11 protein-coding genes are annotated in these 11,826 nt (G+C 69.5%); 2 read left to right on the top strand and 9 right to left on the bottom strand.

Annotated elements, in window-relative coordinates; all coding sequences use genetic code 11:
* Positions 1–14 precede the first annotated feature (14 nt).
* Positions 15–761 (bottom strand): class I SAM-dependent methyltransferase, encoded by a 747-nt coding sequence (locus tag VFZ92_RS39360; RefSeq protein ID WP_330882692.1) that lies wholly within the window; start codon positions 759–761, stop codon positions 15–17.
* A 92-nt stretch (positions 762–853) separates the two neighbouring features.
* On the opposite strand from VFZ92_RS39360, the gene VFZ92_RS39355 reads away from it, so the two are divergent.
* Positions 854–1,699 (top strand): VOC family protein, encoded by an 846-nt coding sequence (locus VFZ92_RS39355; RefSeq protein WP_330882690.1) that lies wholly within the window; start codon positions 854–856, stop codon positions 1,697–1,699.
* Between the two features lie 4 nt (positions 1,700–1,703).
* Here the strand turns inward: VFZ92_RS39355 and VFZ92_RS39350 are convergent, their stop codons facing one another.
* From VFZ92_RS39350 to rpsB, 5 genes are all read right to left on the bottom strand, one after another.
* The gene (locus VFZ92_RS39350; protein ID WP_330882687.1) at positions 1,704–2,576 is read right to left on the bottom strand and encodes a phosphatidate cytidylyltransferase; all 873 of its coding nucleotides are present in this window, start codon (positions 2,574–2,576) and stop codon (positions 1,704–1,706) included.
* Between the two features lie 34 nt (positions 2,577–2,610).
* Positions 2,611–3,168: a ribosome recycling factor gene (frr, locus tag VFZ92_RS39345; protein WP_330882685.1), complete on the bottom strand. Its 558-nt coding sequence runs from the start codon at positions 3,166–3,168 to the stop codon at positions 2,611–2,613.
* 38 nt (positions 3,169–3,206) lie between these two features.
* On the bottom strand, positions 3,207–3,917 hold the full coding sequence (pyrH, locus tag VFZ92_RS39340; protein WP_259628168.1) for a UMP kinase: 711 nt from the start codon (positions 3,915–3,917) through the stop codon (positions 3,207–3,209).
* A 112-nt stretch (positions 3,918–4,029) separates the two neighbouring features.
* Positions 4,030–4,845, bottom strand: a complete 816-nt coding sequence (gene tsf / locus VFZ92_RS39335) for a translation elongation factor Ts (protein WP_330882683.1) — start codon at positions 4,843–4,845, stop codon at positions 4,030–4,032.
* Between the two features lie 115 nt (positions 4,846–4,960).
* Positions 4,961–5,818, bottom strand: a complete 858-nt coding sequence (gene rpsB / locus VFZ92_RS39330; RefSeq protein WP_259628078.1) for a 30S ribosomal protein S2 — start codon at positions 5,816–5,818, stop codon at positions 4,961–4,963.
* Positions 5,819–6,167: 349 nt separating this feature from the next.
* On the opposite strand from rpsB, the gene VFZ92_RS39325 reads away from it, so the two are divergent.
* Positions 6,168–7,082, top strand: a complete 915-nt coding sequence (locus VFZ92_RS39325) for a M23 family metallopeptidase (protein WP_330882681.1) — start codon at positions 6,168–6,170, stop codon at positions 7,080–7,082.
* A gap of 297 nt (positions 7,083–7,379) precedes the next feature.
* Here VFZ92_RS39325 and VFZ92_RS39320 read toward each other — a convergent pair whose 3' ends face one another.
* The 3 genes from VFZ92_RS39320 to dprA form a co-directional block, all read right to left on the bottom strand.
* A complete protein-coding gene (locus tag VFZ92_RS39320; RefSeq protein ID WP_330882679.1) occupies positions 7,380–8,222 on the bottom strand; it encodes a FliA/WhiG family RNA polymerase sigma factor in 843 nt (280 codons plus the stop codon).
* A gap of 160 nt (positions 8,223–8,382) precedes the next feature.
* Positions 8,383–9,063, bottom strand: coding sequence for a tyrosine-type recombinase/integrase (locus tag VFZ92_RS39315; RefSeq protein WP_330882772.1), 681 nt, complete (start codon positions 9,061–9,063; stop codon positions 8,383–8,385).
* Positions 9,064–9,372: 309 nt separating this feature from the next.
* Positions 9,373–10,482: a DNA-processing protein DprA gene (gene dprA, locus VFZ92_RS39310; protein WP_330882677.1), complete on the bottom strand. Its 1,110-nt coding sequence runs from the start codon at positions 10,480–10,482 to the stop codon at positions 9,373–9,375.
* Positions 10,483–11,826 lie beyond the last annotated feature (1,344 nt).

The following is an 11,826-nucleotide window of genomic DNA, read 5'->3' as shown; positions in this document are numbered from 1 at the left end:
GATCCGCTGCACGGCTAGGGCAGAACGAGCCCGGTCGGCTTGCGGCGCACGTGCAGCCGGTACCCGACGGGGAACGACAGCCCCGGTGTCTCGTCGATGGCCCGCTGCGCCACCTTCGCGGAGAACTCGATGCGCAGCACCGACTCCAGGTCCTCCCGGCGCTCGAACTCCCACCGCGCCGTGACGTGCCGAGCGCTGAAACCGCTGTCCGCGAAGAACTTCGCCACCACGGCGGGGTCGTAGCGGGGTTCGTCGGCGCACAGCCACGGCCCGTACGGCGACGCGGCGCCGTCGAGGTCCACGACCGCCAGCGCGCCGCCGGGGCGCAGCACGCGGTCCGCCTCGCGCATCCCCGGTTCGCAGCCGGGGCCGAAGAAGTACGCCGTGCGGGCGTGCACGAGGTCCGCGCTGCGGTCCGGGAGCGGCAGCCGTTGCGCGGGACCGGCGTGCACGGAGGCGTTCGCGAGGTCGGCCACGCGGGCCTTGGCGCGCTTGACCAGCGGCGCGTACGGCTCGACGCCCGTGACCGAGCGCGCGGTCGCGGCGAACACCGGCAGGTGGAAGCCGTCGCCGCAGCCGACGTCGACCACGTCCAGCCCGGCCCAGTCGCAGTCCTCGCGCAGCGCGCGCCACAGGTCGCCGTCGACGTCCTGGGCCCGGTTCTCGACCTCGTACACGTCGGGCCAGTGCCAGATGTTCGGGCTCGGGAGCACGTCGGCGGGCCGGACAGCGGCCAAGGCCGCGCGCACGAAACCCTTCACCCCACGACAATAGAGTGCGCCGGTCGTTTGGCGGTGCTATTCCAGTCGACCTCGGCGTACCGTGATCAGGACAGTGCTCCGAGGAGGCGTCCGTGTCCATCGCGCCGAACTCCCCCGCCCTGGCGGCCCTGCACGCGGGCGCGCCCTGCTGGCTGGAACTGCCCGTCACGGACCTCGCCGCCGCGAAGGACTTCTACACCGGCTTGTTCGGGTGGCGGTACACCGACGACCGGGGTTACGCGGTCGCCACCCTCGACGGTGTGCCCGTCGCGGGCATGCCGGTGACCCGCGCGCTGCCGCAGCAGTACACGAACTGGACGCTGTTCCTGCACACCAGGCACGCCCGCGCGACGGCCGAGAAGGTGTTCGCGCTCGGCGGGCTGGTGCTGCGCAACCCGAGCGTGGAGGCCGACCACACGCAGACGACCGTGATCGGCGACCCGACGGGCGGGGTGATCGGGTTCCGGCACGTGCCGCCGAACTGGCGGTTCGGCACGACGGGGCACGGGGCGTACGCGTGGGCGGAGCTGAACACGCGCGACGGGGCCACCGCGGACGCGTTCTTCCGGGAGCTGTGCCACTTCGACGTGATGCAGATCGGCGACGGCCACGTCGTCGACTACACCGTGTGGTCCGTGGAGGGCGAGAGCGTGCTCGGCAGGCAGCGGATGGGGCGCCGCTCGTTCCCGCCGACCGTGCCCGCGCACTGGATGGTCTACCTGACGGCGTCGCCGGAGATCGGCGCGGACTCGGTCGCGAACCGGGTGCTCGAACTGGGCGGGGAGGTCGCGGTCGAGCCGTACGACACGCCGTACGGCCGCGTCACCGAGGTGCGGGACCACACGGGGTCGACGTTCTCGGTGATCGACCCGTCCCGCGCGGTGCCGCTGTCCGACGACGAACGCGGCGCGAACGTGGACGACCCGTACGACGACTGAGCGGCTACGGCACGAACAGGTGCAGGAGCAGCCAGGACACCACGGCCGACGGCAGCAGCGAGTCCATCCGGTCCATCAGTCCGCCGTGGCCGGGCAGGAGCGTGCCCATGTCCTTGATGCCGAGGTCGCGCTTGATGAGCGACTCGATCAGGTCGCCGGTGGTGGAGCTGACCACCAGTGCCGCGCCGAACAGCACGCCCTGCCACCACTGGCCGTCGAGCAGCAGGCTCACCGTGAGCGCGCCGCCGACCATGCCCGCGACGATCGACCCGGCGAAGCCCTCCCAGGACTTCTTCGGGCTGATGGTGGGAGCCATGGGGTGCTTGCCGAACAGGACGCCCGCGATGTACCCGCCGGTGTCCGACAGGACCACGCCGAGGATGAAGGCGATCACCCGGAAGGCGCCGTCGTCCGGCACGACCAGCATCACCGCGAACGCCGCGAACACGGCGACGTACGCGAGCGTGAAGATCGACGCCGTCACGTCCCGCAGGTAGCCGTCCGCACCGTCCTTCAGGCGCCAGACCAGGCACACCAGCATGGTGACCACGAACGCGCTGAGCACGCCGCCGCGCTCGTACGGCCAGGCCAGCCAGACGATCGCCTGGCCGCCGACGAGCACGGGCACCAGGGCGACCTGGATGCCCGCGCTCGCCTTGAGCGCACGGGCCAACTCGAAGATCGACACCGCGACCGCCGCCGCCACGATGGCGATGAACACCTGCCGCATCGTGAACAGGGAGACGAGGACCAGGGCACCCAGCCCGACACCGACCAGGATGGCCGACCGCAGATCACGTCCCGCCCGTGACGGCTTCCGCTCGCCGTCCGCGCTGCCGGACGGCGCCTGCGCGTCCTGCTCACCACCGCCTGGCACCTGCTGTGCTCCTATCACGACTCCCACGTCACCATCAGACTTCGAGCAGCTCGGCTTCCTTGTGCTTCACGAGCTCGTCGATCTGGTGCACGTACCGCTGCGTCACCGACTCGAGTTCCTTCTCACCGCGAGTGCCCTCGTCCTCGCCGGTGTCACCGTCCTTCACCATGCGCTCGATCTCCTCCTTCGCCTTGCGGCGAATGTTGCGCATGGTGATCTTGGCGTCCTCGCCCTTGGTCTTCGCGACCTTCACCATCTCCTTGCGGCGCTCCTCGGAGAGCTGCGGGATGACGACGCGGATGATCGACCCGTCGTTGCTCGGGTTGACGCCGAGGTCGGAGTCGCGGATGGCCTTCTCGACGGCGTTGAGCTGGCTCGCGTCGTAGGGCTTGACGACCGCCATCCGCGCCTCGGGGATCGCGATGCTCGCCAACTGGTTCAGCGGTGTCGGCGAACCGTAGTAGTCCACGACGATGCGCGAGAACATGGAGGGCGAGGCGCGCCCCGTGCGCACGGCCGCGAGGTCGTCCTTCGCCACGGCCACGGCCTTTTCCATCTTCTCCTCGGCGTCGAGGAGGGTCTCGTCGATCACGGCTACTCCTTAGTGCGAGCCGGGTGTTCCCAGCGGGTCTAGAAGGACGGGCGACCACCGGGGGTGCTCACCAATGTTCCGATCTTCTCACCACGCACCGCCCGCGCGATGTTCCCCTCGGTGAGGAGGTTGAACACCATGATGGGCATGTTGTTGTCCATGCACAGGCTGAAGGCCGTGGAGTCCGCGACGTTGAGCCCGCGCTCCAGGACCTCGCGGTGCGTGATGTTGTCGAACATCAGGGCGTCCGGGTCGATCTTGGGGTCGGCGGTGTAGATGCCGTCCACCGCCTTCGCCATGAGCACGATCTCGCAGCCGATCTCCAGCGCGCGCTGCGCGGCCGTCGTGTCGGTGGAGAAGTAGGGCATGCCCGCGCCGCCGCCGAAGATCACGACGCGGCCCTTCTCGAGGTGCCGCATGGCACGTCGCGGGATGTAGGACTCGGCGACCTGGCCCATCGTGATGGACGTCTGGACCCTCGTGTCGATGCCGTGCTCGCGCTCCAGGAAGTCCTGCAACGCCAGGCAGTTCATGACGGTGCCCAGCATGCCCATGTAGTCGGCGCGGCTGCGGTCCATGCCGCGCTGCTGGAGTTCGGCGCCGCGGAAGAAGTTGCCCCCGCCGATCACGACGGCGACCTGGGCGCCGGTTCCGACAACGGCCGCGATCTGGCGGGCGACGACGGTGACCACGTCGGGATCGACCCCGACGTCACCTCCGCCGAACATCTCCCCACCGAGCTTGAGCATCACGCGCTTGTAACCATCAACGTCTTCGCTCACGGGTCCTCCTCGCGGCGCTGGAAGTCTGGACACGGCGAAGGCGGGGTTGCGATGCGCTGCAACCCCGCCCTCACGCGAATCAGGCCTGGCCGACCTCGAACCGGGCAAAGCGGGTAACCGCCACTCCGGCCTCGTCCAGCACTGCCTTGACGGTCTTCTTCGACTCCACGACGGAAGCCTGCTCGAGCAGCACGACGTCCTTGAAGAAGCCGTTCACGCGACCGTCGACGATCTTGGACAGGGCCGCTTCCGGCTTGCCCTCCTCGCGAGCGGTCTCCTCGGCGATGCGACGCTCGTTGGCGACCAGCTCCGCGGGGACCTCGTCGCGCGTCACGAACTTCGGCCGCATGGCCGCGATCTGCATCGCGGCGCCGCGGGCGGCTTCCTCGTTGTCGCCGGTGTACTCGACGACGACGCCGACGGCCGGGGGCAGGTCCGCGGCACGGCGGTGCAGGTAGACCGTGACGGTGCCGTCGAACACGGCCACCTTCGCGAGCTCCAGCTTCTCGCCGATCTTCGCGGAGAACTCCTGCACGACGGCGTCGACGGTCTTGCCGTCGAGCTCGGCGGCCTTGAGGGCGTCGACGTCGGCGGGGCGCACGGCCTTCGCGACGGCGACGATCCGGGAGGCCAGCTCCTGGAAGTCGGCGTTCTTGGCGACGAAGTCGGTCTCGCAGCGCAGCTCGATCATGATGCCGTCCTCGGCGATGACCAGGCCGTTCGAGGTGGTGCGCTCCGCGCGCTTGCCGACGTCCTTCGCACCCTTGATGCGCAGGATCTCGACAGCCTTCTCGAAGTCGCCGTCCGACTCCTCAAGAGCCTTCTTGCAGTCCATCATGCCTGCGGCCGTGAGCTCGCGGAGGCGCTTCACATCAGCGGCGGTGTAGTTCGCCATCGTGCGATTTCCGTTCCTTCTGCGGTCCGATGTCGGCGGGGCCGACGTGGGTTACGCGCGAGTTGGTGCTGAACACGCCACGTCCGCCGTGCGGCGGACGTGGCGTGCCGCGGGATCAGGACTGGACGGGCTGCTCGGCAGGCGCCTCGGCGGTCTCGGCGGCCGGGGTGGCCTCCGCGGCCTCGGGGGTGGTGCTGGTCAGCAGCTCCTGCTCCCACTCGGCCAGCGGCTCGTCGATGCCGGGCTCCGGCTTGTCGTCACCGTCGGCCGCGTTGTTGCGCGCACCCGAGCGGGCCATCAGACCGGCGGCGGCCGCCTCGGCGACGACCTTGGTCAGCAGCGCCGCGGAACGGATCGCGTCGTCGTTGCCCGGAATCGGGAAGTCGACCTCGTCCGGGTCGCAGTTCGTGTCCAGGATCGCGACGATCGGGATGTGCAGCTTGCGCGCCTCGCCGACGGCGATGTGCTCCTTCTTGGTGTCGACGATCCACACCGCGGAGGGCACCTTGGCCATGTCGCGAATGCCGCCCAGGGTGCGGGACAGCTTGTCCTTCTCACGGTTCATCATCAGGATTTCCTTCTTGGTGAAACCCTGGAAACCGCCGGTCTGCTCCATCGACTCCAGCTCCTTGAGGCGCTGGAGACGCTTGTGCACCGTCGAGAAGTTGGTGAGCATGCCGCCCAGCCAACGCTGGTTCACGTACGGCATGCCGACGCGGAGCGCCTCGCTGGCGATCGCTTCCTGCGCCTGCTTCTTGGTGCCGATGAACAGGATCGACCCGCCGTGCGCGACCGTCTCGCGGACGAACTCGTACGCCCGGTCGATGTAGGTCAGCGTCTGCTGGAGGTCGATGATGTAGATGCCGTTGCGCTCGGTGAAGATGTAGCGCTTCATCTTCGGGTTCCAACGGCGGGTCTGGTGCCCGAAGTGCACGCCGCTGTCGAGCAGCTGCTTCATGGTGACGACGGCCATAGCCGGGTTCGCACCTTTTCGATCAGGCGCACCGGACCGGCCGGCGCGCGTGTTCCGGTTGTCGCGGCGAGCCGGGATGGCGCGCCGCCCTAGTGCCCTGCCGCCGCCCAGACCCGAAGAAAATTGACCTTTGGGACCGCCGGACGCCGTGACTCGACCACACTCGAAAGGGATCGGATCAGCAGTGGCACGCGAAGTCGTCCCGTACGCAGACGGGGCGTGAAACAAGTGTACGCCGAAGAGGCCCGAAGTCCGAACCGGGGCCTCAAGTTGTCCACAGGCCGACTGGTTGTCCACAGATCCGAAATTCCCGGTGGCGTCGACCCGCACCGCACCGGACCGTGAACCCATGCCCCCGACCACCGCGCCCACCACGCCCGCACCACTCCGGACCAGCGAAGACTCCACCCCGGCACCGCAGGCTGCGCGACCAGGTCCGCCCCGCCACCACACCCACGTCACAGCGCCACTGACCACCCGACGAAAGGCACTGACCACATCGACGCCTGCCCTGTCGTTGATGAGCGCGGTCATCGCCGTGGCCATGGCGCTCGCGGCTCCCCCCGGTCCCGCGCACGCCCGCCGAGGCGACTACGCCTGGCCCCTGGCTCCACCCCACCCGGTCCTCCGCACCTTCACCGCGCCCACCACCCCGTACGGCCAGGGCCACCGAGGCGTCGACCTGGGCGGTTCAGCGGGCGAGCCGGTACTGGCGGCGGGCGACGGCACCGTCCTCTTCGCGGGCGAGGTGGGTGGCCGCCCGGTGGTGTCGGTGATCCACGACGACGGCCTGCGGACCACGTACGAACCGGTGACCCCGACGGTCCGCACGGGCGACCGGGTCGGACGCGGCGCACCACTGGGCACTCTTCGAGCAGGCCACGAGGGCTGCCCGCCTCCGGCCTGCCTGCACTGGGGCGCCCGCCGCGGCCTGGCCTACGTCAACCCGATCAGACTCGTCGCCCCCGGCCGCGTCCGCCTGTTACCCGCGACGACACCGGGCCGGCACCTCAACGGTGATCCACCCGACCGGCTGAACCGGACCCACCTGACCAGCGGGAAAACCGGCATCCCCGCACTTACCAAGCTGGGCTGGCCAGCCGGACCGGACCGCCCGGCCCGGCACCAGCACCACCACACCTACCGACCCGGACTGAACCAGCCAAGCCTGACCGCCTGGCCAGCAGAAACACCGGACCCACCGCACCTACCGACCCGGACTGGACCAGTCGGACCGGACCGATCAGCCCTTCATCCGCCTTGAGTCGTGCCCGGCCTGAACCCGGTCTGATCGATTCCGTGGTGCGGCGGTGGTGATGACGCGCTTGAATCCGCGCAACCGTCGACCTCCCGACGAAGCCGCACCGCTCAAGGGGTACTTGGTGTGCGGCGGGACGTCACGGTGCTTCGCGTGCACCCGTCGTCCTCCCGGCGAAGCCGCATCAAGCGGGTACTGGTGTGCGGCGGGAGGTCGCGGTGCCCTGGTGGGGTCTGGACACGTGGCCGGAAGCGGGGAACTCCCGGCCACGGGCGACCGGCGACGATCACAGCGAGGTGGAGGTCAGTCCGACTGCTCGTTGAGCTTGGTGCGGAGGCGGAGCACCGCTCGGGTGTGCAGTTGGCAGACCCTGGACTCAGTGACGCCCAGGACCTTGCCGATCTCGGCGAGGGTCAGGTTCTCGAAGTAGTAGAGGGTGACCACTATTCGATCGCGTTCAGCGAGTTGGGCTACGGCGTCCGCCAGTTGGCGGCGGCTGTCCAGGTCGACCAGGGTCGCGACCGGGTCTTCGGCGTGGTTGTCGGGGATCGACTCGGCTAAGGAGGCGCCGGCACCCGTACCCCCGCGACCTGCGGCGATCAGTTCGTCCAGCGCCACGACGCTGGTGAGCTGAAGTTGGGCGTAGAGCTCGCGCAGCTCGGCCAGACCGATCTTGAGTTCGACGGCCAGCTCGCGGTCCGTCGGGGTGCGCTGCAACTGGGCGCCGAGACGTTCCAGCGCGCGTTCCACGTCCCGCGCGCGGGAGCGGACCGAGCGCGGAACCCAGTCCTGGGAACGCAGGTCGTCCAGGATGGCGCCGCGAATGCGCTGCATGGCGTAGGTCTCGAACTTCAGGCCGCGCTCGAACTCGAACTTCTCGATCGCGTCGACCAGCCCGAAGATGCCGGATTGGATCAGGTCGCCGACGTCGACGTGGGCGGGCAGGCCCGTGCCGACTCGACCGGCGACGTACTTGACCAGCGGTGCGTAGTGCAGGACCAGGCGATCGCGGACGACCTGCTCGTGCGACTTCCCGTACTTCTGCCAGAGGGCGATGATCCCGGCTTCGACGTCGTCCGCGGTGCGCGATTCGGACGCCGGGTGGGCTGGGCGCGGGGAGCCGTTGCGCGTCGCCGGCGCGAGCATGACGGCATGGCCGTTCGCCACGGCACTCCCGTTTTGGAGAGGGTCACCGTCGATGCGGTGACCGTTGGTCCCCGTCGGGGTGTGCGCCTCCGACGTGGTTCCGACGTGCGCGACGGTAGGGGAGTTCACGGTTGCGGTCCGCGAACCTCCCCCTGCGACGTCAGGAACGGGGGTGGGTTCGGTCATGGATCGCCTTCAGCCGTTCGACAGTGACGTGTGTGCAGAGCTGAGTTGTAGCGAGCGTAGCGTGACCAAGGAGTTCTTGGACTGTGCTCAGGTCCGCTCCCCCTTCCGAGATGTGCGCCGCCGCTGGACGGCGAAGTCGGTGCTGCCCGAGCAGGGCGGAACCGGGTGCCACACCCACTACATCGTGAACAACCCGTCCAGCGGTACGGGCATCTGCTCGACGGTCTCGGACCCCCGGTGGCAGCGCGCTGAACGCATCGCGGCTGACCAGTACCGACCGTCCACGTTCCGCCCAACGTCGTACCGCACGTTCGACCGGAACGCCGAACGGCGCGGCGCGTTCGCGACTGCCCTTGCCAAGAACTCGAATCACCCTCAGGGAGTAGTCCACGGCGTCGAGGTCGAGACCGCACAAATCGGCGGCTCGGACACCTGTTGCGTTGAGCAACTCCACCACGGGGCGGTCACGCAGCGCAACCGGATCGGCATTCTCCGCTGCAAAATCTGCACCGGGCGACGTCGCTCGGATGGCCTTCCGCCGCCGCACGGCGGACGTTCCACGGCGCGAACGGGGCGGTTCGCCGCCCGTCGAACGCACGCCGACGAGGGCCTTCCCGGCGGTGAACGCGCAGGCCGCCGCAGCGTGAGGTGCCATCGACGTGCGACGCGCCCTTCCCGCCGACCACGCCGCCAGCCAGGAGTGAAGCACGGCAGGGGCGACGGTCGAGCCCGCCGTGTCGGGCACGACCACGCGCGCCGACAGATCCATAACACCGTCCGGATACACACGCACCGTGTGCGACGGCGAACCGCGCTCCAAAGGCGGGTGACGCTCGACCGTGTGCACGACCACGCGGCCGTCCTCGGCCGGCTCGCCACGCGACCGGCCCGCGTGGGCACGACGAGTCCGAACGGGCGGCTGCCGGGACATAGGCCATGACGCTGCGCCCTCCGTGGCCCTTGGTCAAGCATCGCCACGCCCCTCCCGGACATGAGAGCGTTTCCATCCGGAATCGACCCGCTCGGCCAAGCCCGCCATCTCCAATTCGGGCAGCATGGCGCGAACTGTCGACAAAGCGACTCCCGACTCGACCGCGATCACGTCGGCGCTGTGCCCACCGGTCAGCCCCAGGGCTTCGTGCACCCGAACCGCGTCGCCCTGGGGCGAACCGACCGCGCTAGACGACGTTCGCGTCGCCTCGACCAGGTCGACGCCCAGCCGCCCGGTCGACTCGATCACCTCGGCGACGCTGCTGACCGCGATGGCCTCCCCCGACCTCAGCAGTTCGTGGCAACCGGTGGAACTGGCGGACGTGACCGGTCCCGGCACCGCCATGAGCACCCGTCCCAGCGCGGACGTGGAGGCCGCCGTGTTCTTCGCTCCGCTGCGCCGACCAGCCTCGACGACCACCGTGCCGTCGCCGAGCGCGGCGATGAGCCGGTTGCGCGTCAGGAACCGGTGCCGCGCGGGCGTGTGCGTCGGCGGGTACTCGCTGACCACCAGGCCGCGCTGGGGAATGCGCGCGATCAGCCCGGCGTGCCCCGCCGGGTAGGCCACGTCCACCCCGCAGGCCAGCACCGCGACGGTCGCACCATCGGCGGACAGCGCACCGCGGTGGGCACACCCGTCGATCCCGTACGCCGCACCGGACACCACGACGATGCCCGCCTCCGCCAGCCCGTGCCCGAACTCCGCGGCGACGTGCTGCCCGTACCCGCTGGCCGCACGGGAACCGACGACCGCGACCGACCGTTCCGCCAACTCGGCCACGTTCGCCGCGCCCCGCACCCACAACGCCAGTGGCGCCAACCCGCACTTCAACCCCTGCGCGGCGGCGAGGACGAGCGCGTTGAACGGCCACTCTGGCCATTCCTCGTCCTCCGGAATGACCAACCGCCCACCGATCGCCGCAACTCGCCGAAGATCGTCAGCAGCCCGGTCCTCATCCCGTCTAGCCGACGTCTGCCCTTCCACACTGGGCGGAACCTTGCCCGCTTTGACCAGCTCAGCCGCTCGGATGGGACCTTCCTCGGCGACGAAGGCGGCCAAGGCGGGCGCGGGCGGCTCCGCCACGCGCGAGAGGTAAGCGCGGGCCAGCCGAACACGATCAAGACTCATGACGACCTCCGGTGGTCGGTTCTTGTTGCCACTGCTGGGCAGTTGGGCGGGACTGAGTTGGGTTGGCTGGGTTGGTCGGGAGTGGTTGCGCTGCAAGGAATCCAGCGGGTGTGGGCTGCTGCACGGCATCGGGCGAGGGTGGGGTGGGTGTTGGGGTTCGTGTCGCCGAGCTGGATGGGTGGGTGCGGTTGGTTGTGGCTGGCGAGACGGTCGGGGTGTTAGGGCGGGTTTGTGGGAACAGCGGCGTTGTTCCGGTGGATCGATTGAGGGGGTCGTGGGAGCGGTCGCACAGTCCAGGTGGCGAGTGGTTCTCGCAGTTATGCGGAAATCCGTGGTTTGGCGTAGTGCCGCCGCTGGTGGGTGGGTTGAGTGGGCGGCGGTTGGGGTGGTCAGCAGGCAAGCGGGGTTGATGGGTTCGAGGGCAGCGGCTGGGCGGGTCGGCTGGGGGCTGCTCTCGCCTGGGAAGCGGGCCGGGCGACGCGGAGTCAGGTGACTTCGCGTCGCTGCCTGCGGAAGTCCGATGTGTGGGTGGCTGGCGCTAGGCAGAGCTGGCGGCTGGCGGCTGGCGCACAGTCAGGTGAGGTCGCTGGGCGGAGTCAACGGATAGGGGCGGCCCGGTCGTTCGGCGAACGCCGAGTCAGGGCGCGGTTGGCGGGGCACCACGGTGAAGTGGGTGGCCGAGTCGGTGAGTGGATTGCGCCAGGAAGACGGACCATCCGGGGGGCGGGCACCGGGTGCGACTGCTGGGTGCAGGCATTGGGCAAAACCGCTAGCCGCGGACGCTGGGCACGACTGCTGGTCGGAGGCGGTGGGTGCGGACGTAGGGCACGACCGCTGGGCTCAGACATCAGGTGCGAGCGTTGGGCACGACCGTTGGGTACGACCGTTGGGCATAACTGCTGAGCGCGAGGTTGGGGGCGGGCATTGAGGGCAGGCGTTGGGTGCTCGCGCTGCGAGGGCAGGTGCTGAGTGCTCGCGTTGTGTGGGCAGGCGCTGAGTGCTCGCGTTGTGAGGGTGGGCGTTGGGCACTCGCGCTGGGTGCTCACGCTGCGAGGGCGGGCGTTGGGTGCTTGCGCTGAGAAGGGGCTTTGGGTGCTCACGCTGTGAGGGCGGGCGTTGGGTGCTTGCGCTGCGAGGGCGGGCATTGGGTGCTTGCGCTGGGAAGGGGCTTTGGGTGCTCGCGTTGTGAGGGCGGGCGTTGGGTGAGGGGCTTGGGTGGGAGTTGGGCGGGGTGAGGTGGGGGTGGGCGTTGAGCGCTCGCGTTGTGAAGGCCTTGGGGTTGTGAAGGGTTTGGGTGGG

This window comes from Umezawaea sp., assembly GCF_036375055.1.
Classification (GTDB): Bacteria; Actinomycetota; Actinomycetes; order Mycobacteriales; family Pseudonocardiaceae; genus Umezawaea.
This window is presented reverse-complemented; position numbering and strand designations above follow the sequence as displayed.

Bases quoted from the DNA above. Each gene is read 5' to 3' on its own strand.
- rpsB (WP_259628078.1), bottom strand. From the start codon at position 5,818: ATGGCCGTCGTCACCATGAAGCAGCTGCTCGACAGCGGCGTGCACTTC.
- pyrH (WP_259628168.1), bottom strand. From the start codon at position 3,917: ATGCTCAAGCTCGGTGGGGAGATGTTCGGCGGAGGTGACGTCGGGGTC.
- tsf (WP_330882683.1), bottom strand. From the start codon at position 4,845: ATGGCGAACTACACCGCCGCTGATGTGAAGCGCCTCCGCGAGCTCACG.
- VFZ92_RS39325 (WP_330882681.1), top strand. From the start codon at position 6,168: ATGCCCCCGACCACCGCGCCCACCACGCCCGCACCACTCCGGACCAGC.
- VFZ92_RS39315 (WP_330882772.1), bottom strand. From the start codon at position 9,063: ATGGCACCTCACGCTGCGGCGGCCTGCGCGTTCACCGCCGGGAAGGCC.
- VFZ92_RS39320 (WP_330882679.1), bottom strand. From the start codon at position 8,222: ATGCTCGCGCCGGCGACGCGCAACGGCTCCCCGCGCCCAGCCCACCCG.